The sequence below is a fragment of the Streptomyces sp. NPDC057623 genome (genome assembly GCF_042800355.1).
GTDB lineage: Bacteria > Actinomycetota > Actinomycetes > Streptomycetales > Streptomycetaceae > Streptomyces.
The window spans coordinates 115,353-140,812 of the sequence record NZ_JBHVGZ010000004.1 but is presented as its reverse complement, the minus strand read 5'-3'; the positions used below and the strand labels follow the sequence as shown (position 1 = coordinate 140,812).

Here is a 25,460-nt window from a genome sequence, read left to right as displayed (position 1 = left end):
CGGCTGCGGCGCCGTCGCGGCCGGTCGCGCCCCGGGGCGGAGCCGCCCCACCACGTTGTCACGCCAGCCACACCTTGTCGAAGCGCGCCCAGTCGAGCGTGTTTGCCGGGGCCTTCGTCTCAACCCCCCTCACCGTGCGGGCCGTTCCGATGATCCAGTCGGCGAAGCCCCAGATGAGGAAGCCGCCCTCGGCGTACAGACGGCGCTGCATCCGCTCGTAGACGGCGGCGCGTTGGCTCTTGTCGCGGGTGGACTGGGCCTGCTGGTAGAGGGCGTCGAAGTCCTTGTGCCGCCACTGGGTGGCGTTGGTGGTGGAGTCGGTGAGGAGGCGCTGCGAGAGATGGGCCTCGATGGGCATGGCGCCGGAGCGGTAGCAGCACAGGGTGCCGTTGTCGAGGATGTCGCTCCAGTAGGAGTCCTTGCTGCCCATCTTCACGTCGACGGTGACGCCCGCCTTGGCGGCCTGGTCGCGGAAGATGCCGGCGGCCTCGGTGAAGCCGGCGGCGACGGCCGAGGTGTCCAGGGTGACCTTCAGCTTCTCGGCGCCGGCCTTCTTCAGCAGAGCGCGTGCCCTGTCGAGGTCCTGCTCGCGCTGCGGCAGGTCGGCGGCGTAGTACTCGTAGCCCTTGCCGAACAGGTCGTTGCCGACCTCGCCGGCGCCGGACAGCGCGCCGTCGACGAGTTCCTGGCGGTCGGCGATCAGGAAGAAGGCCTCACGGACCCGCTTGTCGTCGAACGGCGCCCGGTCGGTCTTCATGCAGAACGCCTGCATGGCGCTGTTGCGCAGTCGCACGATCTCGATCTGGCCGCCGTTCTCGTGGGCGCGGGCGGTCGTCGGGTTGAGCTCGTGCGCGTACTCGACCTGGCCGCCGAGGAGGGCGTTGACGCGGGCGGACTCCTCGTTCGCGACGACGAACTCGATCTCGTCGAGGAGCGGGGCGCCGTCCCAGTAGTCGTCGTTGCGGCGGAAGACGGCGGAGCGGCCGGGGGCGAAGGAGACGAACCGGAAGGGGCCGGAGCCGACCGGCGCGTCGTCGAACCCGGTGGCGTTCTCGGGCACGATGTACGCGCCGAACGCCGCCAGGACGTTGGGGAACTCGGCGGTGGGCCGCTTGAGCACGAACTCGATGCTCCGCTCGCCGGTGGCGCGGCTGGCATCGTGGTCGATGGGTTCCAGGGACGCCTTCGCACGGAACGCCTGCTTCGGGTCGGCGATACGGCGGTAGCTGTAGAGGACGTCCTTGGCGGTGACCGGCCTCCCGTCGTGGAAGCTCGCTTGACGCAGCGTCACCTGCCAGCGGTCGAGCGTCTTGTTGGACTCCCACTTCTCGGCGAGCCGGGGCTGGGCGGAGAGGTCGGCGCCGTAGTCGGCGAGCTTGTCGAAGAGCGCCTTGGCGCGGGCGACGTCGGCGAAGAGGTTGGCCAGGTGCGGATCGAGGGTCTCGCTCGCACCGCCTCCGGCGAACGCGGCACGCAGCCGTCCGCCGCGCTTCGGGGTGCCGGAGCCGGCGGCCGCCTTGTCGTCGGTGCCGCCTGAGCAGCCGACGAGGGCGAGGGCGGCGGCGCCGGAGGTGGCGGCGAGGAAGCCGCGTCGGCGCAGGCCGGGGAAACGTTCGTCGTACATGACTGGTCCTTACTGGTGCTTCGCGTCAGTGGGTGGTCCGGCGCGCGACGACGTGCAGCCGGTCCGCGTCGGTGGTGGTGCCGGGCAACTCGCCCTGCCGCCAGGGGGGTTCGGTGCGCGGGCCGGGCCCGTCGTGCAGTTCGAGCACGTCGAAGCCGTGCGCGGTGAGGAAGCGGCGCAGCTCCTGCGGGAACAGCAGCCGCCAGGCGGAGCGCTGTTCGACCGGCGGTGATCCGTCGTCGGCGCTCCACACGCGCGTACGGCGCAGGAGTTGGGCCGTACGGTCGACGGTCAGGGTGGTCGCCGACCGGAAGGCGATGCCCTGCCAGGTGAAGGCGTTGGCCGTCGGGGTGTCGAGGAGGTCCGTACGGCCCAGGAAGTACGCGCCGTTGCGCATCTCCGCGACCAGCAGCCCGCCCGGCGCGAGGGCCTGGCGGCAGGAGGCGAGGAAGCTGTCGAGCTGGTCGTTGGTGTGGCAGTACAGCAGGGAGCTGTCCAGGCAGACGATCGCGTCGAACCCGCCCAGGTCGAACCCGTGCAGGTCGGCGTGGACGTAGTCGGGGCCGGGATGCCGGGTCCGGGCGTACGACAGCATGGTCTCGGAGATGTCGGCGCCGGTGACCACTCGGCCGGCGGCGTGCAGGTGCGCGGCGTCACGGCCGGTGCCACAGCCCATGTCCAGGACGCGCGGCCCCGCGTCGTACCGGCGCAGGCAGTCCTCCGTCCAGCGTCCGGCGAGCCGGTCGGTGTCGGGGAAGCGGGCCTCGTAGAGGGCGGGGTGGTCGGTGAGGAGGTTGCCGTCGGTCATGCGTGGCTCCGCTCGGCGACCTCGGCGGCCCGTGGCAGCGCCCCGCGCCGGTGCAGCCAGGCCACACCGCCGGCCGACACCAGCCCGATGACGGCGCAGCAGACCCACGGCAGCCTGTCCCCGGTGTCCATGGCCCAGCCGACGACGGCGTTGCCGACAGCCGCGGCGACCCCGGACACGACGTAGAAGATCCCGAAGTACGTGCCGGTCAGCTCGGATCGGCCGAAGCGCGGGATCAGCTCCATCACGAACGGCGACGCGATCATGATCCCGAGGTAGAGCAGCAGCGTGCTGAGCAGAACGGGCACCACGCCCGTCCCGACGGCGGGCGGCAGGAAGGCCAGCCCCATCGACGCGAGTCCGACAGCGATCCAACGCGCCCTGTCGCCACGGGACTTGAGGCTCTTCGTGATCCTCAGCTGAAGCGCCAGATTGGCCACCGTGCCGACGAGGAAGACGATGCCCGCCGCGCCGTCCCAGCCGGTGGCCTCGCGGGCGCCGTCGGGCAGCAGCAGATACAGCTGGTTCTCCAGGGTGAACATGCCGACCATGGCGAGCGCGAAGGCGAGGAAGGCCCGGTTGCCGAGCACCTCGCGCCAGTCCCCGAGGACACCGCTGTTGCCGCTGGGCTCGACCTCGCGCGCGGGCAGCACCATGGCCTGCGCCACGGTGAGCACCGCGAAGATCCCGGCGGCGGTCAGCGCGGACGTACGGAAGTCGACGAGCAGCAGGGCGCTGCCCAGCAGCGGCCCGATGAGCGCGCCAGTCGTGGCGAACACGTTGAACAGCGCGAACGCCTCCGCCTTGCGCTCCCCCGACTCCTGCGCGAGATAGGCCCGCACGGCCGGGTTGAACAGCGCCCCCGCGAGCCCGCTGAGCACGGACGCGGCGAGCAGCACCGCCAGCCCGTCGCCCAGGGCGAACAGCCCGAAGCCGACGGTCCGCAGGGCGCACCCGGCGATGATCACGCCCCGCGCCCCGAGCCGGTCCGACGCCGAGCCGCCGATGATGAACAGGCCCTGCTGGCTGAGGTTGCGTACCCCGAGGACGATGCCGACGACGGCCGCCGACATGCCCAGGTTCTCGCCGAGGTGCGTGGCGAGGTACGGGATGAGGAGGTAGAAGCCGGTGTTGACGCCGAGCTGGTTGACCAGCAGGAGCTGGACGGCGAGCGGGAAGCCGCGCATCTCACGCCACGTCCTCATACGCCGTCACCTCCTCGACTCCCAGGCCGGGTCGCGCACTGGGGCGTACGGTGCCGTCCGCGCCGCCGATCCCCGTCCACGGGTCGCGGGCGAGCAGCAGATGCCCGTCCAGGTCGACCCAGCGGGCACGGTCGGCGAGGTGGACGGCGGGCGCGATGCCGAGGCTGCTGGCGGTGAGGCAGCCGAGCATCAGTTCCGTCCCGCTGCCCTCGATCAGCTCCGCGATCCGCAGGGCCGCTCGGACTCCCCCGCACTTGGCGAGCTTGACGTTGACGCCGTGCACGCGCCCGGCCAGCCGCCGTACGTCCTGCTCGCTCACCGCGTCCTCGTCGGCGATGACCGGCAGCGGCGACTTCTCGGCGAGGGCACCCAGCGCGTCCGGGTCACCGGGCGTCAGCGGCTGTTCGACGGCCTCGACCCCGAGTTCGGCGAAGCGGGGGAGCAACCGCTCGGCCTCGGCGAAGCTCCAGGCACCGTTGGGGTCCAGCAGCAGCCGTGTGCGAGGGGCCGCGTCACGGATGACCCGTACGCGCTCGACGTCGTCCTCGGCGTCGGTCGAGCCCGCCTTCACCTTGACGACCTGGAACCCGCTCGCGGCGAGGCGCCGGGCCTCGGCGGCCGCGTGCGCGAGCGAGGTGATGCCGATGGTGCGCGCGGTGGCGGCGCCGAACGGTGTCGGAGTGCCCACGAGCCGGTGGACGGGCACACCGTCCCGTTTGCCGACGAGGTCCAGCAGCGCTGACTCGACGGCGGCGGTGACGGCGGGCGGAGCGGGCGCGACGGCGTCGCGGGACAGGGCCTCCAGGGCGCTCTCGGGATCGGCGAACCGTTCCAGGCCGACCGCCGAGATCAGCCGGACGAGCGTGTCGGCGTCCAGCCCGTAGTACACGCTGCTGACGGCCTCGCCGTAGCCGGTCACTCCGTCGTGCTCGACGCCCAGCCACACGGCGTCGCGGGCGGTCATGGTGGAGCGGGAGATGCGCAGCGGCTCGGCGAGTTCGAGACGTACGGTGCGCAGGCGGGCCTTCATCGCGTCCTTCCGGGAGAGAGGGGATCGGCGACCCGCGCACACCGCACCCACCCGTTCGCCTCGGCGGCGTACGGATGCGGTATCTCCACGGGCCGGGTGGCGGCCCCGGCGAGGTCGAGGCCGTGGGCGGTGAGGAAGTCGTCGTCGTAGACGGTGCCGAGGTAGCGGTGCGGCCCGTCGGGGAACACGGTGGCGACGACCGCCCCGGGATGCACGCGGGCCGCCCAGGCGGAGACCCTGGCGACCGCGCCGGTGCTCCAGCCGCCGCTGACGAAGCTGCCCCGGGCGAGCCGTCGGCAGCTGTCGACGGCTTCGGCGGGGCCGATCCAGTGGACCTCGTCGAAGGCGTCGTAGGCGACGTTGCGCGGGTGGATGCTGCTGCCGAGGCCGCGCATGAGACGGGGGCGGGCGGGCTGGCCGAAGATCGTGGAGCCGGTGGCGTCGACGCCGATGAGCCGGAGGCCGGGCCAGCGCCGGCGCAGCGGGCCGATGATGCCGGCGCTGTGGCCGCCGGTGCCGACGCTGCACACCAGGATGTCCAGGTGGTCGAGCTGCACGCCGAGTTCGGCGGCCAGTGAGGCATAGCCCGCCGTGTTGTCGGGGTTGTTGTACTGGTCGGGCCAGTAGGCGCCGGGCAGTTCGGCGAGCAGTTCGCGCAGCCGGTCGATACGGGCTGCCTGCCAGCCGCCCTGCGGCGCCGGGCGGTCGACGAGCTCCAGCCGGACGCCGTGCGCGCGCAGCAACTGCCGCATGGACGGCTCCAGTTCACTGTCGCCGACCAGGACGACCGGGTGGCCGAGCACCTGTCCGGCGAAGGCGAGCCCGATGCCGAGGGTGCCGGAGGTGGACTCCACCACCGGGGCGCCGGGCCGCAGTTCGCCGCGCTCCCGGGCGCCGAGCAGCATCGACACGGCGGCCCGTGCCTTCATGCCGCCCGCCGCGAGCCCTTCGAGCTTGGCCCAGAAGCCGGGGTGGGCGTGCGGCAGGCCGGCGGTGATCCGGACGACGGGCGTCCGGCCGAGCAGGGTGAGCAACTCCGGGTGGGCGGTGGGACGTACGGCGGTGGCGGTCATCGCGCGCCTCCGGAACACCGGTAGCGGTGGACGGTGCCGGGCCCGCCGTCGAGCCAGAAGAAGGGGTACGGCTCCGCGCACACCGCGCTCACGCCGTGCCCGAGGAAGCGGGGCAGGATCGCGCTGCCGGTCTGCGCGAACATCACCAGCTGCTTGCCGTGCCGCAGCGCGTGCTCGCGCAGGGCCTCGAAGCTGCCGTTGCCCAGGGTCATCCCGGACACCAGCAGCGCGTCACAGCCGTCGGCCGCGGTGAGCGCGTCCACGGCCACCGGCTCTCCCCACTCCGTCACCCCGCCCTTGAGGTCGCACGGGAGGTAGCCGAGCCCACGCGAACGCAGCGCCTCCAGGAGGGAGTTGACGACTCCGACCACGAGCACCGTGGCCCCGCCGGGCAGGTCCAGCAGCTCCACCACGGCCCGCGCGCGGGTCGTGGACTTCGCCAGCGACGATCCGCCCGGCAGCGCGACCGGCTGGGCCCCGTGGGCGGGCGTGTGCGGGGTGACGTGCATCAGGTAGGCGTCCAGGGCGGCGACCCGCACCGCCGCCAGCGGGTGCTCCAGCAGCCGTGCCACGTCGGCGCCCACGCAGTCGTCGAGCGCGCCGTCCGGCAGTTCCCCGGGCTCGACCGCGCACGATCCGACGGCCTCGGCGAGGCGCAGGCTGAGGACCTCGTTGCGGTAGCCGCTGCCGCGCCCGTCGTGCCGTACGGCCTGCCGGGTGGTGAAGGCGACGGCGACGCGCTGGGTGCGGGGGTCGGGGCCGAGGGCGCCCGCGCGGACCTGGGCGACGAGATCGTCGTACGTCCGGCAGGGCGCCGTCGGCGAGGCGCCGGCGGTGGTCATCGGATCACCATCCCCGCGCGCAGCCCGGCCAGCAGGTTCTCGACGCGCTCGCGGGCGCCGGGCCCGTCGGGGTCGCCGGCCATGACGTGGCCCAGGTACTCGTTGTTGCTGCCCGCCGCCTTCACGGCCTTGCCGGGTTCGGCGAGCAGCACCTCCAGCACGTCCTGTTCGTCCGCCAGTCGCCCGGCGTCGAGTGCTTCGAGCGTGCCCGTGCGGTCCGGGACGAGGAAGCCGACGGCTGCACTGCGCAGCCCGGTGTCCGTGTGCCGGAGGTCGGGCCTGCGGCCGAGGGCGACGTCCACGAAGGCGGCGGCGAGGTCGATGCCGGTGACATGGCGTACGAGTTCGGTGATGCGGTTGCCCGCGGGCCGGGGGTTGACCTCGACCACGCGCGGCCCGGCGGAGGTCAGCTTGATCTCGGTGTGCGCCACGACCCCGTCCGTCAGCCCGAGGGCCTTGAGCGCGCCGAGGGCGGTCTGCTCGGCGGCATCGAGGTCGGCGAGCGTCAGGGCGGCGGGGAACATGTGGCCGGTCTCGATGAAGGCGGGCGCTCCGCCGATGCTCTTGTCGGTGACGCCGACCATGTGCACGGCGCCCGCGTACGACACGGTCTCGACGCTCACCTCGGGGCCGTCCAGGAGCTCTTCGAGGAGGACGGCGGGAGCACGGCGCTGACCGCGGGCGTTGACCGGGAATTCGCTCAACTCACGGACCAGCTCGGCGAGTTGGGACTCGTCGTCGACGCGTCGCACATACATGCCCGCGCACAGGTCGACCGGTTTGGCGACGAGCGGATAGCCGATCTCGTGTGCGGCCCGCGCGAGGTCGGCCCATTCCTCGTGCACGGCGAAGCGCGGTCCCGGCAGGCCGGCGTCGGCGAGGACGCGGCGGGTGGCGTCCTTGCGGCAGGCGTTCTCCACCGCCTCGGGCCCGGGCCCGGGCAGGCCGAGGTGCCCGGCGATCCGGGCCACCGTCGGCAGGTAGTAGTCGCAGGAGGTGATCACCCCGTCGAAGGCCAGCACCGAGTGCAGCCGCGCCACCTCGGGCAGCAGGGCGTCCAGGTCGTTGGTGTCGGTCGTGATCACGTTGCGGGCGCCGAGCAGTGGGTGCGCCGCCCCCTCGGGCGCCGAGCGCAGGTAGTGATGCAGGTCACGGGTGAGGAAGGTGAACTCGTGTCCGCCCTCCCGGATCGCCCGTGGCAGCAGCCTGCTCATCGACCCGACCCAGCTCTCTACCACCAGCAGATGAGCCACAACTCCCCTTTTCGTGCCGTGAGTTCAGACGCCAAGGCAGCCCTGGCGCCCCTCGGTCGGAGGGGTGCCGGACTTGACGCGCACACGTTAGCGATAATCATTTTCATTTACTAGCCCGTTCTTACCCAACCCGGGAGTGACCGTGTCCGTCCCACCCCGTCCCACCGCCCTGCTGTGCGCCCTCGTGGCCGCGGCCGCCCTGATCCCCACCGCCGCCCCCGCCTCGGCGACGGCTTCCCTCACCTTCGGCGCCTGCCCGGACTCCGTTCCGGCGCCGCCCGCACCCGACCGCGTGGAATGCGGCCGCCTCACCGTCCCGCTCGACCGGAGCAACCCGTCCGGCCCGCGCATCGAGATCGCCGTCTCCCGGGTCCCCGCCTCCGGCACCCCGGCCGAGCGGCGCGGCATCCTGCTGGTCAACCCGGGCGGTCCGGGCGGCTCCGGGCTCCCTTACGCGGTGACCAAACGCGCCAAGCTCCCCGCGAGCGTGCGGCGTTCGTACGACGTCATCGGCTTCGACCCGCGCGGCGTCGGCCGCAGCACACCGGTCGACTGCGGCGCGATGGGCGGCCTGTTCGCCGGTCCGGGCGCGGACCCGGTGCCGGTGGGCCCGCGAGCGGAGCGGGCGTACCTCACGTCACAGCGCCGCCTGGCCGACGACTGTGCGACGGGCGCGGGCACGGCGGTGCTGCCGTACCTGTCCACCGAGCAGACGGCGTACGACATGGACGCGATCCGCGCCGCGCTGGGCGAGCCGCGGACGAGCTTCCTCGGCGTCTCGTACGGCACCTATCTGGGCGCGGCCTACGCGGCGCACTTCCCGCACCGGGTGGGCCGCATGGTCCTGGACAGCGTGGTCGGGCCCTGGGACTGGTACGACTTCGACGTGGTCCAGAGCCGGGCCATGCTGCGCGCCCGCGCCACGTTCCTCGCCTGGACCGCCGCGCACGAGGAGCGCTTCGGGCTGGGCGGCGGCACGGATGCCGTACGGCGGTCGTATCTGCGGGTGCGCCGGGGCCTCGCCGCCCGCCCGGTCAGCGGCTTCGGCCCGGCGGAGTTCGACCGCGCCGTCTACCGTGCCCTCGGCCGCACCGAACGCTGGACGGGTCTGGCGGACGGGCTGCGCACCTACCTGACCGAAGGGAGCGTGGCCGGCCTGCGCCCCGCGTCCGCCTTCGACAGCCCGGAATCCCGCAACTACGAGGCGGCCAACCGGATCGTGAAGTGCGCGGACGGTCCGGGTCCGGCCCCGCGCGAGATCGTGGCGGACATCCGCCGGATACGGCGGCTCGACCCGCAGCCGGTCCTGACCGGCCTGGAGGCCTCGGCCTGCGCGTACTGGCGGCACCGGCCCGAACGCCGTACGGCGCTGGGCAGTTCGGCCGCGCCGCCGGTCCTGCTGGTCGCGTCCGCGCACGACCCGGTGACGCCCGTCGAGGGCGCCCGGCGACTGCGGGATGTGCTGCCCGGTTCCCGGCTGGTGGTCCTCGACGACGACTACTCGCACGGCGTGTTCGCCAGCCGGGGGAACGGGTGCGTGGACGGCACGGTGGCCGCGTATCTCGTCGACGGGACGGTGCCGGAGACGGATGCACGGTGTGCCGGACCGGGGTTGCCTACGCCGGCACCGGCCAGCCCGTCCGGAGTTTGAGGACGAGGCCCGTTCCGGGCGTCACGGCAACGGCTGCTCCGTCCAGATGATCTTGCCGTTGGGGGTGTACCGCGTCCCCCAGCGCTCGGTGAGCTGCGCGACGAGGAACAGGCCCCGGCCGCCCTCGTCCGTACTGCGCGCGCGGCGCAGCCGGGGTGAGGTGCCGCTGCCGTCGGAGACCTCGCAGATCAGCGCGCGGTCGCGGAGCAGGCGGAGCTGGACGGGGCCGGTGGCGTGGCGGATGGCGTTGGTGACCAGTTCGCTGGCGATGAGCTCGGTGGTGAAGGCCAGGTCCCCCAGGCCCCAGGCGGCGAGCCGGTCGGTGACCGCGGCGCGGGAGCGGGAGACGACCGCCGGGTCGCTGGGCAGGTCCCACTGGGCCACGTGGTCGGCGGCCAGGGTGTGGGTGCGGGCGACGAGCAGCGCGACGTCGTCGCCGGGGCGGGCCGGGAGCAGGGCGTCGAGGACGGCCTCGCAGGTCTCCTCCGGAGGGCGCCCGGCCCGGGCCAGGACCGCCCGCAGCAGGTCGAGTCCGGCGTCGATGTCCCGGTGCCGGTCCTCGACCAGACCGTCGGTGTACAGCACGAGCTGGCTGCCCTCGGCCAGTTCCAGCTCGACCGTCTCGAAGGGCAGGCCGCCCAGGCCGAGGGGCGGACAGGAGGGCAGGTCGACGAACTCGACCGTGCCGTCGGGGGCGACGACCGCGGGCAGGGGGTGCCCGGCGCGGGTGAGGGTGCAGCGCCGGGACACCGGATCGTAGACGGCGAAGAGGCAGGTGGCTCCGACGATGCCGGAGTCGGGGGTGCCCTCCGCCGCCCAGCCCTCGCCCCGGTCGAGCCGGCCGACCAGGTCGTCGAGGTGGGTGAGGAGGTCGTCGGGCGACAGGTCCAGGGAGCAGAAGTTGTGCACGGCGGTGCGCAGCCGGCCCATCGTGGCGGCGGCGTGCAGCCCGTGCCCGACGACGTCGCCGACCACGAGCGCGACCCGGGCGCCGGACAGCGGGATGACGTCGAACCAGTCGCCGCCGACGCCGGCCTGCGCGGGCAGATACCGGTACGCGACCTCGACGGCGCTCTGCTCGGACCGGCCCCGCGGCAGCAGGCTGCGCTGGAGGGTGAGGGCGGTGTTGTGTTCCCGGGTGTACCGGCGGGCGTTGTCGATGCAGATCGCCGCGCGGCCCGCCAGTTCCTGGGCGAGGGAGAGGTCGTCGTCCTCGAAGGAGGCGGGCTGGAGGGAGCGGTAGAAGCTGACCACGCCGAGGGTCGTGCCCCGCGCCCGCAGCGGCACCGTGATCAGGGAGTGGATGCCCGCCGCCAGCACCCGTTCCAGCCGCTCCGGGTCCTGCGCGATCCAGCCGCCCGCCTCGGCGAGGACGGGTTCCAGCACGGACTGCCTGGTCTCCAGGGAGCGGGCCTGCGGCGTGGACGGCACGTACTCGACGGTGTCGCCGACGTCGTACAGGTTGTGGGGATCCTTGCGTACGGATCGGATGGCCACCCGGCGCAGCGCGGTCCGGCCGCCGAGCTCCTCCGGTTCCTCGCCGCGCAGCACCGGGTCGGGCAGGTCGACGGCGACGAAGTCGGCGAACCGGGGGACGGTCACCTCGGCGAGTTCCTCCGCGGTGCGGGTGACGTCCAGGGTGGTGCCGATCCGCACGGTCGCGTCGTGCAGCAGCTCCAGACGCCGCCGCGCCAGCACGGCCAGCCGCCCGACGCCGGGCTCACCGACGAGCAGCAGCCAGCCTTCGGCGCCGACACCGTGTCCGTCCGGTTCGGCCGGGCCGGGGGCCTGGGGCTCCGGTACGACGGTCCCGACGGTGCGGGTCACGGCGGGCGGGGGTGCGGCGGGCGCCGGGATGTCTTGTCGCGGGGTCGGTGCGGGAGGGCGCGGCGCGGTGGTGGGTGCGGCGGGCGCCGGTTCCGTGGCTGTCGCGGCCCGCCCGGCGGACGTGTTTTCCGTGCCCCGCGCGGACAGCGGCGACGGCGCGACGTGGCGCAGGCGGGGGCCGCCGAGGACGCGGGCCTCGACCGCCACGCCGATCTCCCCGGCCTCGCCCGTGACCTGGCGGCGCAGCAGGGTGGCCGTCCGGCCGCTGGGCAGGGCGACTTCGTCGAGGGTGCGGTGCGGCGAGGCGAGGAGTTCCTCGGCCTTCGCCCGCAGCACGACCAGATCGAGCCGCGGCAGGGCGGCGACACCCCCGTCCGGACCGGACGACAGCCCCTCGGGCTGTTTCGGCCAGGTCTGCGGATGGCCGTCGGCCCGGCGGTACGCGGCGAGCAGCGCGCGCTCACGCCGGGTGGCCTGGTCCAGCAGCCGGGCCTCGATGCTCCGGGCGGCCTCCCGCACCGTGCGCACCATGGCCGGGTCGCCCTGGTCGCGCAGGCAGGTGAGGTCGAGTACGGCCTCGATACGCCCGCTGAGCGGGTCACGGACGGGCGCGCCCGCACAGGCGAAGGGTTGCAGGCAGTCGGCGAAATGCTCACGGCCCGATACGTAGACGGGGCCGCGCTCGACCAGGGCGGTGCCGACGCCATTGGTGCCCACGACCGTTTCCGAGGCGTCGAAACCGGGCGCGAACCGCACCTCGTCGAGGCGCTCGCGCAGCCCTGGGTGACCCCCGAGCCGCCGCACCATCCGGCCCCGCCCGTCGCAGAGGGCGACCGCCATGCCGAAGTCGGCGAGGGACGCGGTCAGGTCGTTCAGGACCGGGTCCGCGGCATGCAGGAAGTGGTCGTCCAGCGTCACGTCCGCGCGGTAGGGGACCAGCAGCCGACGCGGCTCCAGCCCCGCGGAGCGGCACCGTTTCCAGGAGTCGAGCACGGAGTCCCGCACGTCCGACTCGATGAGGGAGCCGGCCAGGAAACGTTCATGGGCATCGACGAGGCCGCCGATGTCGTCCCAGGTGACGGACAACGAGATCACTTCCTCGCCCGAGCGGCCCCGGCCGCGCGCCGCGAGTCGCCGGCGGACCGGCGAGGGCCTCCAGGCGATATCACCCTAGACCTGCGTGATGCCCATCACAACAGGACTATTGCCCGAGTACCGGGCGCGGGCGCCGCGCAGGCCAACACCGCCGCAGCGCGGAATACTTGGCCGTATGCGGTTCTGGCGGTGCGTGGCCCGGGCCGGCGCCGGGCTGGTGCTGGTGGCCGCCGTCGGCTGTACCGGAGGCGGTGACGGCGAGGCGGGGCGCACCCGGTCGCCGGAGTCGAGCCGCGCGACTCCGAGCGCGACGCCCACCGCCACCCCCTCCCCCACGCCCGCCGACCCCGTCTCCCTCCCGGCCCTGATCCAGCGCGAACACCACGGCTCCGGCCTGCGACTCGGTGCCGTACGGCTGCGCACCGACGCCTACACGCAGTACGCCGTCACCTACCGGTCCAACGGGCTGACCATCTCCGGGATCATGAACGTCCCGCGGGGCGAGGGCCCCTTCCCGGCGCTGGTCCTGGCACACGGCTATATCGACCCGGACGTGTACACGACCGGTCGGGGCATGCCCCGGGAGCAGGACCTGCTCGCCCGCAACGGCTACGTCGTCCTGCACACGGACTACCGCAACCACGCGGGCTCCGACGACGACCCCGACAACGACGTCAACCTGCGGCTCGGCTACACCGAGGACGTCATCACCGCCGTACAGGCCCTGCGGTCCGCCGCCCGGCCGAACGTGGACGACGAGCGGATCGGGCTGCTGGGGCGGTCGATGGGCGGCGGGGTCGTGTACAACGCGCTGGTCGTGGAGCCCGGCCTCGTCGACGCCGCCGTCGTCTTCGCGCCGGTCAGCTCGCGCCCGCAGGAGAACATCGACCGGTTCCAGCGGCCCGAGGGGGACCCGCTCGTCGAGGAGATCGAGGCCGCGCACGGCACCCCCGAGGAGAACCCCGGGTTCTGGCGCCGGGTCTCGCCGGTCACCTATGTCGACCGGGTCACCGAGCCTTTGCTGGTCCACCACGGCACCGCCGACGACACCTGCCCCCTGGCCTGGTCGAGGAGCACCGTCGCCGCGTTCGAGGCCGCCGGGAAGGACGTGGAGCTGCGGACGTACGCGGGCGAGGGGCACACCTTCGGGCCTCGGTGGCCGGACTCCATGGACGCCACGATGGCGTTCTTCGAGCGCCACCTGGGCTGAGCGCCCGTTTGTGACGCACCACGCACAGCCGACCGTAAGTTTTTTCCCTCGGCGATGATTGTTTCGCGCGTCCCGTCCGTACCTCCTGGAGTACTGAGCCGTTCATCTCTGGAGGCACGATGCCCATCTCGCGCCGCATGGTAGGAACCGTCTTCGTGGGAGGCGCCCTCGTCCTGACCCTCTCCGCCCTCGCCTACCCCGCCATGCTGGGCGTGGAGACCACCTCCGCCAATCAGGACCGCGTCATCGCCAACACGCAGTACGGTCCGCTGACCGAGGCCGACCGGGACTTCGTGGTCAAGGTCCGCGCGGCCGGCCTGTGGGAGCACCCGCTGGGCATGATGGCCATGCAGCGGGGCACCACCCCGGCGATGAAGGAGGCCGGCGAGCACCTGGTCGTCGGACACGCCCGGCTCGACCTCGCCTGCCGCAAACTCGCGTCCGAGCTGAACATCACGCTGCCGAACCAGGCCAGCCCGCAGCAGCAGCAGTTCGTGGCGACCGTGGACTCCAAGACGGGCAAGGAGTTCGACGCCACCGGTGTCGCCATCATGCGGGTGACGCACGGGCAGATCTTCCCGGCCATCGCGAAGATCCGGGGCACCACGCAGAACACCTTGGTCCGTCAGCTGGCCGACCTGGCGAACGACACCGTGCTCGACCACATGACGGTCCTGGAGAAGACGCAGCTGGTCAACTTCGACGCCAACAACTTCCAGCAGACCACGCCGCCGAAGCTGCCCAAGGACCAGATGACGCCGCCCGCGCCCCAGCCGGGCTCGCCGGTGCTCACGCTTGCCATCCCCAAGGGCCTGGAGGACCTGAACACCGCGTCCCCGTCGGCGCTGCCGAGCGCGGACGTCAAGTGACGCGGGCGGCGCCCCGGAGTCCCACCACGGGTTCCGCCGGGGCGCCGCCACCCGCGGTGGGCCGCCGTGTCAGCCCGTCTTCCACCCCCACGGGGTGTCCAGCCGCTCCCACTCCGCGCCCCACTGCTCCAGCCGCCGCCGCTCCAGCCCCAGCCGGACCACCCAGGCCGACCCCAGCACGAGACCGGCGCTGCCCGCCCCGGCGAGGATGCCGCCGGCGATCGAGTGCAGTGTCATCTCGCTCTCGGAGAGCGGCTCGTTGGCGACGACGCCGTTGCGGTCCGTCCACACCTCGATCTTGCTGCCCGCATGCGTCCCGGGCGGTACCCGCGCCTCGTCCGTGTGGACCGTGCCGCCCGGGTCGGTCCAGCGGACGGGCGTCCACACGAGATGGTCGGTGGTGACCCGCGAGCCCCCCGGATCCTCCGCCTCCTTCACGAGCACAGCCGTCACCCTGCGGCTCTCGGCGCGCTGCTGCTCCGCGGAGGCGACCACCGCGTCCGCCGCCGCCCGGCCCGCGAACACGGCGCCGACCAGCGCGAACAGCCATGCGCACAGCACGATCCAGCCCTCGATGACGTCACTGCGCCGCCTCAGCGGGCTGCGCCGCCACCGCCACAGCCGCACTCTCGGGCACCCGGACACAGCCATGTCGACACCCCCTTGAGCACCGACAGCACTCTTCCAGTGTGCGCCCACCCGCCCTCGGACGCGCGCGGTCCGGCCCCTCGGCCCGCAGGCTCGGCTCGCGGCGCCATTGAATGAAGCATTCAGCATCCCTAGCATCCTCCGATGGATACATTCATCCATCCCGGGAGGGACCCGTGCTTCCAGCCGTTCGTGTCAGACGCCCCCGGCACCCGCTGATATCGGCCACCGCCGCCCTGCTCCTGGCCCTCGGCCTCACCGCACCAGCCACGGCCGCCACCGCGCCCGAGCCCCGCACCCGCGCTCCCCAGGTGTGGCCGACGCCGAAGAGCATGCACACCGGCCCGGCGCGGCTCACTGTGCCGGACCGGGTCGTCGAGGTGGTCGGCCCGCGCACCGACCCCGCCGCCCGACGCCTCGTCGAATCCGTCCTGCGCGACGCCGGCGCCGAGCACATCGTCACCGTGCCCGCCGGCGAGAAGCCGCCTCCCGCCGGCCTCACGGTCCACGTCGGCGGCCCCGAGGAGAACTCCGCGACCGCGGCGGCGCTGAAGGAACTGCGGGCCAAGTCCCCGGCCGGCCTGCCCTCCGGCGGCTACGTCCTGGCCGCCGGACGCGCCCACGGCCGGGCCCTCCTCGCCCTCTCCGGCGTCGACACCACCGGCACCTTCTACGCGGCCCAGACCCTGCGCCAGCTCGTCACCGGTCACCGCCTGCCCACGGTGACCGTCCGCGACTGGCCCACCGCGGGCCTGCGGGGAGTGATCGAGGGCTTCTACGGCACCCCGTGGTCGCACGCCGAACGCCTGGCCCAGCTGGACTTCTACGGCCGTACGAAACAGAACGTCTACGTCTACTCCCCCAAGGACGACGACTACCTCCGCGCCCGCTGGCGCGACGCCTACCCGCCCGCCGAACTGACGAAGCTGAGGGAACTGGTCGACCGGGCGCGCGCCAACCACGTCCGCTTCACCTACGCCCTCTCCCCCGGCCTCTCCGTCTGTTACTCCTCCGACGCCGACGTCAAGGCGCTCACCGCGAAGTTCGACTCGCTGTACGCCATCGGGGTGCGCTCGTTCGCGATCCCGCTCGACGACATCAGCTACACGAAGTGGAACTGCGCCGCCGACGAGGCGGAGTTCGGGACCGGCGGGGGCGCGGCCGGTACCGCGCAGGCGCGTCTTCTCAACACGGTATGGCGGGAGTTCACCGCGGACCACACCGGCCTGAAACCCCTGGAGATGGTCCCCACCGAGTACTCCGACCTCGCCGACTCCCCCTACAAGAAGGCGCTGCGCGAGAAGCTCGACGCGTCCGTGGTCGTGGAGTGGACCGGCGTCGGCGTGATCGCGCCGGCCATCACCGCCGAGCAGGTGAAGCAGGCCCGCGAGGTCTACGGCCACCCGATCCTGGTCTGGGACAACTACCCGGTCAACGACTACGTCACCAGCCGTCTCCTGCTCGGCCCCTACACCGGCCGCGAGCCCGGCGTGGCGAGCGCCTCGGCGGGAGTGACCGCCAACCCGATGGTCCAGGCGGAGGCCAGCCGGATCGCCCTGTTCACCTCGGCGGCGTATCTGTGGAACCCGGACGCGTACGACCCCCGGGCCGCGTTCCTCGCCTCCGTACGGGACCTCGCCGGGCCGGGCGCCGCCAAGTGGCTGCGGATCTTCGCCGAGAACAACTACTCCTCCCAGCTCGACACGACCGAGTCCCCGACCCTCACCCGGCTGATCGCCGTCTTCCGCACGGCCTACGAGCAGGACAGCGGCCTCGACCGGGCCGCCGCCGCGCTCCAGGGCTACTTCGCCGACATGGCCGCCACCCCGGACCGGTTGCGCGCCCGGCTCGACAACGCCCGGTTCCTCGACGAGACCTCCGCCTGGCTCGACAAACTCGGCCGCTACGGCGGCGCGGGCGAGACCGCCGTACAGCTGCTGCTCGCCCACAAGGAGGGGGACGCGGAAGCCGTCACCCGGTACTGGACCGAGCTGAGGGCCGAGCGCAAGGCACTGGACGCCGTGCCCGAGCAGGTCTCCCCTGGCGTGATGGACCAGTTCCTCTACACGACGATGCTTCGGACGGCACCCGACCCCGGCGTCGACGCCTCCTTCTCCCCCGACGCGCTGTCGCTGCGGCCCGGGGCCTCCGCCACGGTCACGCTCGACCTGTCCGACGCGCGAACCGGGACCGTGAACTGGAAGCTCGACGTGCCCGACGGTGTCACCGCCACGCCCGCCGAGGGCACGGTGACCGGACCGGCCTCGGTCACCGTCACCCTCACCGCCGCCACGGCCGCGACCGAAGGCGTCCGCTCCGTCGTCGTGTCGGGGGCGGGGCTGCTCGATCGCGCCCTGCCGGTGCGGGTCACCGACGGCGCCGGTACGCCGCGAGCGCTGACCGCCGACTTCAGCGGCGCGTCGGTGAGTTCCATCGACCTCTCCACCAGAACCACCGAGAACATCGCGGTCGGTGACAACCCGGGCGAGGTCGTCGTGAGCGCCGACGGCCGTACCGCGTACGCCGCCAACCAGGGCTCGAACACGGTCAGCGTGATCGACGTACCGGGCGGCAGGGTCACCGCCACGGTCGCCGTCGGCCGGGTTCCCGCCGGACTCGCGCTCACACCGGACGGCGGCACGCTGTGGGTGGCCAACTACACGGACGGCACGGTGCAGCCCGTGGACACCGGCACCCTGAAGGCGGGCACACCCGTCCCCGTCGGCGACGGTCCGGAGAACATGGCGGTCACGCCCGACGGCAGGACGCTGTACGTGGCCAACATCCACGACAACACGGTCAGTCCCGTCGACCTGGCCACCGAACCGGCCGCCGGCCCGGCCATTCCCGTCGGCCCGCGTCCCTTCAACGTCGTGGCCGCGCCCGACGGCAGGACGGTGTACGTGTCCAACTCCGGTGGCTCGACGGTGACTCCGATCGACACCGCGACGAACGACACCGAGCCGACGCTGCTGGTCACCGGCCAGGCGTACGGGCTCGGGCTGTCCCCGGACGGGCGGACGCTGTGGGTCAGCCCCAGTACCGGGGACCACGTCACGCCCGTGGACACCGTGACCGGCGCGCCCGGCGCCGAGGTCACGGTCGGGAGGTCCGCCTTCGACGTCGGCCTGGACTGGGACGGCGCCACGGCCTACGTCACCACGGCGGACGGAAACGGCCTGGTCCCGGTCGACACCGCGTCGGGCACCGCCGGGGTGCCCCTGCGGACCGGCGCCTATCCGCTGGCCGTCGCGCTGACGCCGGTACCCGTGGAGTGATCAGCTCGCGGTACGCCGGATCCGTCCGGCGTACCGCTTCTCCAGTTCCAGGTTGCCCTCGAAGCCGCCCGGCACGTTGGCCGAGACGTACACCGGCGGTCGCTCCCCGGCGGCGAGGAGCAGACCTGAGGCCTCCGCGACCGCCATCTGCACCAGCAGCACACCGGTGAGCGTGGACAGGGCGCACACCGCGCCGCCGGTGGGCAGTTCCAGCAGCGCGTCGCCGGGCGGGGCCGCGTTGTCGAGGACGACGTCCGCCAGGTCGGCGAGCTTCTTGCCACTCGCGTGTCCCGCGGGGACGGCACGGGTGTGGGCGAGGGAGGTGATGGCCAGGATCTTGTGCCCCTGCTCCTTGGCATGCAGGGCCATCTCGACGATGACGTTGTTGACGCCGGAGTTGGAGATGATGACGAAGAGGTCCTGGGTGTGCGGGGCGGCCAGCTCGTAGAGCCGGGCGGCCACACCGGGCCGGCGCTCCAGGAGCGGGTCGTCCAGGACGCTCGGTGCGTCACCGCCGTACAGGACGAGGTCGGCGATGCTCAGCCGGTTGGTGGGCACCAACCCGCCCGCCCGGCCCGCGACTTCGAGGACCATCGCCTGGGAGTGGCCGGTGCCGAAGGCCTGGATCACGCCGTCCGCCCGTACGCAGTCGGCGATGAGTCCGGCGGCACGGGCCACCTGGTCGCGGGCGGACTCGGTCAGGCGGTCCAGGACAGCCATGCTCTCGCGCGCGAAGCGCCGGGCGCTCACAGACTCGTCGGACACGGGTCACTCCCCACTGACGGGCCCACCGGGCCTGATGGATTGAGCCTGATGGATTGAACCACCCTGTACTCCTGCATCGATGAATCAATAAATCACACACCGCACGGTACGGGCAATGAGCCCTCGCCCTGCGCCCGAGGTCGCCCCCATCTCGGTCCTGATCTCGGTCCTGGTATTCAACCTGTGTGGCAAACGGTGGCTGCTACCTTCTTTCCATGCCCCCGACGGACGTCACCACACTGATCCGCACCGAGCTGCCCCGGCTGGCCGGTTCCCTGCGCAAGGTAGGCGAGCTGATCCTGGAGGATCCGGCCGCCGTCACCCACTGCTCGGCCGCCGAGCTGGGCCGCCGCACCGGCACCTCCCAGGCGACGGTGACCCGGTTCTGCCGGGCCATCGGGCTCGACTCCTACCAGCATCTGCTGATCGAACTGGCCCAGGAGCGCGGCCGCGGCGAGGTCTCCGACTGGGGCAGCGCCGAGATCGGCCCCGACATCTCACCGGACGACAGCCTGGAGCGGGTCGTCCAGGTCGTCGGCAGCGCGGATCTGCGCGCGATCCAGCAGACCATCGAGCGGATCGACCTGGACGCCCTCGAACGGGCGGCCCAGGCCCTGGCCCGGGCCCGCCGTATCGACGTGTACGGCGTCGGCGGCAGCGGGGCGGTCGCCCAGGAGACGGAGACGCGGCTGTTCCGCATCGGCTGCCAGGTCCGGGGCTGGACCGAGGTGCACGGGGCGGCCACCTCCGCGGCCCTGCTCACCCCGGCCGACGTGGCGATCGGCATCTCCCACTCCGGGGCCACGCGCGAGACCCTCGAACCGTTCGAGATGGCCAAGGAGCGGGGCGCCACCACCGTCGCCATCACCACCGACCCGCGCTCGCCGCTGGCCAAGGCCGCCGACATCCGGCTCATCTCGGCCACCTCGGAGACCAGCTTCCGCACCGGCAGCATCGGCGGCCGGCACTCCGTCCTGATGATCGTCGACTGTCTCTACGTCCGGGTCGGCCAGGTCTCCTACCAGCGCGCCAGCGCCTCGCTGGCCCTGACGGACCACATCACGCCGCGGCACGCGGTGAAGAACCGCCGGGCTCGCTGAGCCTGGCCCGGAGTGTATGGATGAACCACCTGAGAACCATATAGGTGGTTGTTTGAATCATCCCGTTGCGCCAGGATGGGGCTCCCCACGAGCACTCGTAGGAGCCCCATGCGCGTCATCTCTGTCGAGCCGACCGAGCTCTTCGTCGGTTCCGAGGACCAGCCGCACCAGGTGGTGGCCGTCGAGATCGGACATGACCCGGGCCGCGCGGTCCGCCTCACCGTCGAGGGACCGGGCGTCCACGGCACCGCCGAGGCGACCGCGGGGGACGACGGCACCGTACGCGCCGAGATACCGGTGACGACCGACCTGGCCCCCGGCGACCGCACGCACATCAGGGTCACGGCCGAGGACGCCGACGACCCGGCGCGCGCTGCCGAGCACTCCGCCGCGTTCACGGCCGCCGAACCGGGCTGGACCATGTTCATGGTCAGCCACTTCCACTACGACCCCGTCTGGTGGAACACCCAGGCCGCCTACACCGAGACCTGGGACGTCGCCGACGACCCCGCCACCACCGGACTGCCCGCCCGCACCTTCGACTCACGCGGCCAGTCGGGCATGAGCCTGGTCCGCGCCCACTGCGATCTGGCGCGGCGCGACCCGGCGTACACCTTCGTGCTCGCGGAGGTCGACTACCTCAAGCCGTACTGGGACGCCTTCCCGGAGGAGCGCGCCTTCCTGCGCCAGCTGATCCGCACCGGCCGCGTCGAGATCATGGGCGGCACCTACAACGAGCCGAACACCAACCTCACCGGCGCCGAGGCGACCGTACGCAACGCCCTGTACGGCGACGGCTTCCAGCGCGGGATCATCGGGGCGTCGCCGGAGACGGCCTGGCAGCTGGACGCGTTCGGGCACGATCCGCAGTTCCCCGGGCTGATGGCGGACGCGGGGGTCAGCTCCAGCTCCTGGGCGCGCGGGCCGTTCCACCAGTGGGGGCCGACCCTCTCCGTGTTCGGCGAGGAGCCGCGGGACCCGAACCGGATGCAGTTCCCGGCGGAGTTCAGCTGGATCGCCCCGTCCGGGCGCGGACTGCTGACCGCCTACATGGTCAACCACTACGGCGCCGGCTGGGCGATCGACAACGCGCCGAACCTGCCCGAGGCGGAGGCGGCCGCGCTCAAGCTGTTCAAGGGGCTGAAGCAGGTCGCGCTCACCCGCAACGTGCTGCTCCCGGTCGGCGGTGACTACGCGCCGCCGTGCCGCTGGGTGATGGGCATCCACCGGGACTGGAACGCCCGTTACGTCTGGCCGCGCTTCGTCAGCGGGATCCCCCGGGACTTCTTCGCCGCCGTCCGCGCGCAGCTGGACGCCGAGGGCCGCAAGGCGTCCCCGCAGACGCGGGACATGAACCCGGTCTACACCGGCAAGGACGTCTCCTACATCGACACCAAGCAGGCCCAGCGCCACGGCGAGACGCTGCTCGCGGACGCGGAGGCCTGGGCGACGCTCGCCTCGCTGGTCACCGGCCACCCCTATCCGGACGCGGCACTCGACAAGGCATGGCGGCAGCTGATCTACGGCGCCCACCACGACGCCATCACCGGCTCGGAGTCCGACCAGGTCTACATCGACCTGCTGACCGGCTGGCGGGAGCTGTACGACCTGGCCGGGGCCGTGCACGCCGACGCGACCGACGCCCTGGCCCACCGGGTCGCCCCCCTGCCGGGCGGCACACCGGACCTGGTGGTCTTCAACGCGGCGACCTGGGAGCGGCGGGACGTCCTGGCCGTCGAGGACCCGGGACTCGTCCCGCTGGACGACACCGGCCTGCCCCTGCCCGCCGTACGGGAGGACGGCGAACTCCGTGTCGTCGTACCGCAGGTGCCCGGCATGGGCCTCAAGGCGCTCCCGCTCGCCGACGGGACCGTCCCCGGGTGGACGCCCGACGAGGGCGCCACCACCATCCGCAACGAGTTCTACGAGGTCACGGTCGATCCCGCGCGCGGCGGCGCCGTCAGCAGCCTGCGGGCCCTGCCGGAGGGCGGCCGGGAACTCCTGCGCCCCGGCGACATCGGCAACGAGCTGGTCGTACAGGAGGAGTACCCGAGACACCCCCGTTTCGGCGAGGGCCCCTGGCACCTCACGCCGACCGGCACGACCGCAGCCCGCAGCCGGGACGTCACGGCGGACATCGATGTCGAGCACTCCCCCGCCGGATCCCGGATCACCGTCCGCGCCGACCTCGGCCTCTTCCGCTACACGCAGCGGCTCACGCTCTGGAAGGGCGTCGACCGCCTGGACGTCACGACGACCGTCGACGGCTACGACGGTGCCGACCGTCTGATCCGGGTCCGCTGGCCCTGCGACGTGCGCGGCGGGCTGCCGGTGCACGAGGTGGCCGACGCGGTGATCGGGCGCGGGTTCGGGTTCGTGGAGGTGGACAGCGAGCGGTTCCCGTGGACGCTGGACAATCCGGCCAACACCTGGTTCGGGCTGGGGTCCACCGCGCGGGTCGCGGTCGCCGACGGCTCCGGCGGGCACCTGGGCGAACGGTCCATCGGTGTCGCCGAGCTGGTGTACGCGTCCTGGGACGACGCCGGTGAGCTGGGCACCGCGCTCGCGGCGGCCCTGGTGCGCGTGGGTGTGACCGCGACCTCGACGATCGCCGGCGGCCCGCGCTACGGCGACCTGGAGATCGACTCCAACCTGCCCGACATCCGGATCGCGGTCGGCGCGCCCGAGCGCAACTCCGTGGTCGCCGAGGCCCTCGGCTGGGACCCGGCGGCGGGGCGCGAACTGCGGCGCCAGCTCGCCGAACGGGGGGTGGCCGCCGTCTGGGTCGCACCGCGCGCCTCCCTGCGGGAGGAGTGGGTGCCCGGCGCCGACCTGCGCGACCTGGAGCGGCTGCCGCTGCTGGTGGTGGCGGGCGCCCGGCCCGAGGACGACGCCAAGGCCGTGGACGCGCTGATCGCCGACCTGGACGACGCGGTCGTCGGGGCCACGGCGGCGGGGGGCGGCGAGGCGCTGCCGCCGGGGGACGCCTGGGACGGGCGCAGCTTCGCGGTCCTGAACCGCGGAACGCCCGGGTGTGTGGTGACCTCGTCCGGCGACCTCTACATGTCCCTGATGCGCTCCTGCACGGGCTGGCCCTCCGGCATCTGGGTGGACCCGCCCCGGCGCACGGCTCCCGACGGCTCCGCCTTCCAGCTCCAGCGCTGGTCCCACACGTTCGAGTACGCCGTGGTCGCGGGCGCGGGCGACTGGCGGGAGCTGCGGCTGCCGCAGGCGGGACACGCCTTCAACCATCCGCTGACGGGACGGGTGCGGCGGACGGCGTCCGAGGACGCGGTGCTGCCCAGGAAGGCCGTGCTGCTGGGCCTCGAACCCTCCGGCGAGGTCCTGCTCGACGCCCTCAAGCCGGTCGGGTCGCCGCTCGCCCGGGGAAGCGTGGCGACGGCGGATCCCGGGCGCGGGGTCGTCGTGCGGGTGCACGAGGTGAACGGGCGGCCGGTGCGGGCGCGGGTGCGCGGGCCACGCGCGTGGACGGACGGCGCGCGGGCGGACGTGCTGGAGAGGCGCGGGGAGCCGCTGGCGCCCGGCGACCAGGGGGCACTGGACCTTGACCTGACCGGCTTCGAGGTGGCGACCGTCCTCGCCACGACGGACGCGGAGACGGCACCCGGCCAGGGCGTCGCCGCGCACGAGCCCGCGCAGCCCGTCCCCACCCGCTACTGGCTCCACAACTCCGGCCCCGCCCCGCGCGGCAACCTGCCGGTCGCGGTCTACGTCTCCCCGGCCACGCTCACGCTCTCCGGCGGTCCGGTCACGGCGACGGTCCGGGTCGGCTCGGAGCTGACCGACGCCCCGGTGTCGGGCACGGTGAGCCTGCACGTCCCGCCCGGCTGGTCCGTCGAGCCGCCCGAACTGCCCTACGCCCTGGGCCCCGGCGGGTTCACGGTGGCCGAGGTCACGGTGACACCACCGCCCGGCGCCGAGCCGGGGCGGCACTGGCTCGCCGCCCGGCTGCCGTACGGCGGGCAGACGTACGAGGACGTGGTGGCGCTGGACGTGCCGGACGGGGCGCCGGGCCCCTCACTCGTGACCGAGCTGGGAGTCGAGCGGGTGAGCGTACGCCGGGGTGAACGCGTCCGGGTTCCGGTGACCCTGCGCAACCCGACCCGGGGCCCGGTCAGCGGCACGCTCTGGGCCGTGTCCTCCTGGGGCACCTGGACGGGCGTGACCCCCGGCATCCAGGGGTTCACGGTGCCCGGCGGCGAGCAGTTGGAATGCGCGATCGAGGTGGACGGCGGGGCGGTGCCGCCGGGTTCGTACTGGCTGATGGCGAAGGTCGGCCGGCACGGCTGCGTCGCCTACACGGAGGCGGTCGTGCTGGAGGTGACGGAGTGAGCGAGCACGCCGCCCTGGTCCACGGCCAGGCAGTCCCCAGGTCCCGCGTGGACGCCTTCCTCGAAGCCGTCCCTCCCCGCGACCCAGAGACCCGCCCCGAGTCACTGGCAAGGGCCGAGCGCCAACGCCGTCGCTGGGCAACCCAGGTGGTGGTGATCGACGAGCTGGCCCGCCAGGCGTGCGCGGCGCACGGCTCGGCAACGCCCCCCAGGGGCGCGGGGCCGTATCGAGATGCGGCTCCGCCGCGGGGCGCGACCAGCCTCCACAGCGCCGCACCCGACGAACCACCCCTCACGGCCCCACCCGCGGAGCGCACCGTGGCCGACCTCGGCAGCATCATCGCCGTCGCCCTGGCCCACTCCCCCGCCGCGCGCACCCTGCTCAGCCACCTGGAAGCCGAGCAGCACATCCCCGAGGCGGCGATACGCGACTACTACGACCGCAACCGGGACCGCTACCTCACCCCGGCCGCACTCAGGCGGGGCGTGGACCCCTACGACCCCGCGGCCACACCCGCCGACTTCCTGCCCTACGAGCGCACGCGCCCCGCCATCGAGCACGAGCTACGGCAGGCGGCCGGCCGCTGGGCCTTCTTCGGCTGGCTGGACCAGGCTCGGACCGGCGTGGAGTACGCCCACGGGCACGAGCACCCCGGCGACCCGTCCCACCCGGACCACGAGCACCGGCACTGAACGGAACGGAAAAGCAACCCGGCAAACCATTGACCTCCGATGAATTCTGGTCCACCTTTTCATCAATCAGAGTCCAAGTTGGTGATTTGAACCAGCGAACACCAGCGACCCAGACGGCTCGGTCCGCCGCAGGAGGG

17 protein-coding genes are annotated in these 25,460 nt (G+C 73.1%); 7 read left to right on the top strand and 10 right to left on the bottom strand.

The genetic code is table 11. From position 1 onward, the window contains the following. Positions 1-58: 58 nt before the first annotated feature. From ACFU95_RS06350 to ACFU95_RS06320, 7 genes are read right to left on the bottom strand one after another with little or no spacing between them, the layout of a single operon-like run. The gene (locus ACFU95_RS06350) at positions 59-1,624 is read right to left on the bottom strand and encodes an ABC transporter substrate-binding protein (RefSeq protein ID WP_383822543.1); all 1,566 of its coding nucleotides are present in this window, start codon (positions 1,622-1,624) and stop codon (positions 59-61) included. A 25-nt stretch (positions 1,625-1,649) separates the two neighbouring features. Beyond that, complete coding sequence (locus ACFU95_RS06345; RefSeq protein WP_383822541.1) at positions 1,650-2,432, bottom strand: class I SAM-dependent DNA methyltransferase; 783 nt, start codon at positions 2,430-2,432, stop codon at positions 1,650-1,652. Next, the gene (locus ACFU95_RS06340; protein ID WP_383822538.1) at positions 2,429-3,637 is read right to left on the bottom strand and encodes an MFS transporter; all 1,209 of its coding nucleotides are present in this window, start codon (positions 3,635-3,637) and stop codon (positions 2,429-2,431) included. Before ACFU95_RS06340 ends, ACFU95_RS06345 begins: the two co-directional genes overlap by 4 nt. Next, a complete protein-coding gene (locus ACFU95_RS06335) occupies positions 3,621-4,667 on the bottom strand; it encodes a dipeptide epimerase (RefSeq protein WP_383822535.1) in 1,047 nt (348 codons plus the stop codon). The genes ACFU95_RS06340 and ACFU95_RS06335 overlap by 17 nt, the downstream gene beginning before the upstream one ends. Next, positions 4,664-5,740: a PLP-dependent cysteine synthase family protein gene (locus tag ACFU95_RS06330; protein ID WP_383822533.1), complete on the bottom strand. Its 1,077-nt coding sequence runs from the start codon at positions 5,738-5,740 to the stop codon at positions 4,664-4,666. The genes ACFU95_RS06335 and ACFU95_RS06330 overlap by 4 nt, the downstream gene beginning before the upstream one ends. Then, positions 5,737-6,582 (bottom strand): hypothetical protein, encoded by an 846-nt coding sequence (locus tag ACFU95_RS06325; protein ID WP_383822530.1) that lies wholly within the window; start codon positions 6,580-6,582, stop codon positions 5,737-5,739. Before ACFU95_RS06325 ends, ACFU95_RS06330 begins: the two co-directional genes overlap by 4 nt. After that, complete coding sequence (locus ACFU95_RS06320) at positions 6,579-7,835, bottom strand: ATP-grasp domain-containing protein (protein ID WP_383822526.1); 1,257 nt, start codon at positions 7,833-7,835, stop codon at positions 6,579-6,581. The genes ACFU95_RS06325 and ACFU95_RS06320 overlap by 4 nt, the downstream gene beginning before the upstream one ends. A 142-nt stretch (positions 7,836-7,977) precedes the next feature. Here ACFU95_RS06320 and ACFU95_RS06315 point away from each other — a divergent pair, with 142 nt between their 5' ends. Continuing rightward, positions 7,978-9,486 carry an alpha/beta hydrolase gene (locus ACFU95_RS06315; protein ID WP_383822523.1) on the top strand — a complete coding sequence of 503 codons (1,509 nt, stop codon included), beginning with the start codon at positions 7,978-7,980 and terminating at the stop codon, positions 9,484-9,486. Positions 9,487-9,507: 21 nt separating this feature from the next. Here ACFU95_RS06315 and ACFU95_RS06310 read toward each other — a convergent pair whose 3' ends face one another. After that, complete coding sequence (locus ACFU95_RS06310; protein WP_383822520.1) at positions 9,508-12,399, bottom strand: SpoIIE family protein phosphatase; 2,892 nt, start codon at positions 12,397-12,399, stop codon at positions 9,508-9,510. Positions 12,400-12,583: 184 nt separating this feature from the next. On the opposite strand from ACFU95_RS06310, the gene ACFU95_RS06305 reads away from it, so the two are divergent. Continuing rightward, positions 12,584-13,618: an alpha/beta hydrolase family protein gene (locus ACFU95_RS06305; RefSeq protein ID WP_383822518.1), complete on the top strand. Its 1,035-nt coding sequence runs from the start codon at positions 12,584-12,586 to the stop codon at positions 13,616-13,618. 119 nt (positions 13,619-13,737) lie between these two features. Continuing rightward, on the top strand, positions 13,738-14,487 hold the full coding sequence (locus ACFU95_RS06300) for a DUF4142 domain-containing protein (RefSeq protein ID WP_383822515.1): 750 nt from the start codon (positions 13,738-13,740) through the stop codon (positions 14,485-14,487). 69 nt (positions 14,488-14,556) lie between these two features. Here ACFU95_RS06300 and ACFU95_RS06295 read toward each other — a convergent pair whose 3' ends face one another. Next, the gene (locus tag ACFU95_RS06295) at positions 14,557-15,138 is read right to left on the bottom strand and encodes a hypothetical protein (protein WP_383822512.1); all 582 of its coding nucleotides are present in this window, start codon (positions 15,136-15,138) and stop codon (positions 14,557-14,559) included. Positions 15,139-15,311: 173 nt separating this feature from the next. Here ACFU95_RS06295 and ACFU95_RS06290 point away from each other — a divergent pair, with 173 nt between their 5' ends. Continuing rightward, entirely contained in the window at positions 15,312-18,413 is a 3,102-nt protein-coding gene (locus ACFU95_RS06290; protein ID WP_383822509.1) for a beta-N-acetylglucosaminidase domain-containing protein, read from the top strand. On the opposite strand, the gene ACFU95_RS06285 is transcribed toward ACFU95_RS06290, so the two are convergent. Further along, complete coding sequence (locus ACFU95_RS06285; protein ID WP_383822506.1) at positions 18,414-19,178, bottom strand: sugar isomerase domain-containing protein; 765 nt, start codon at positions 19,176-19,178, stop codon at positions 18,414-18,416. Positions 19,179-19,393: 215 nt separating this feature from the next. On the opposite strand from ACFU95_RS06285, the gene ACFU95_RS06280 reads away from it, so the two are divergent. From ACFU95_RS06280 to ACFU95_RS06270, 3 genes are all read left to right on the top strand, one after another. Beyond that, positions 19,394-20,278 carry a MurR/RpiR family transcriptional regulator gene (locus ACFU95_RS06280; RefSeq protein WP_030047801.1) on the top strand — a complete coding sequence of 295 codons (885 nt, stop codon included), beginning with the start codon at positions 19,394-19,396 and terminating at the stop codon, positions 20,276-20,278. 108 nt (positions 20,279-20,386) lie between these two features. Next, entirely contained in the window at positions 20,387-24,631 is a 4,245-nt protein-coding gene (locus ACFU95_RS06275) for an NEW3 domain-containing protein (protein ID WP_383822503.1), read from the top strand. Beyond that, a complete protein-coding gene (locus tag ACFU95_RS06270) occupies positions 24,628-25,323 on the top strand; it encodes a peptidyl-prolyl cis-trans isomerase (protein WP_383822501.1) in 696 nt (231 codons plus the stop codon). The genes ACFU95_RS06275 and ACFU95_RS06270 overlap by 4 nt, the downstream gene beginning before the upstream one ends. Positions 25,324-25,460: the final 137 nt, after the last annotated feature.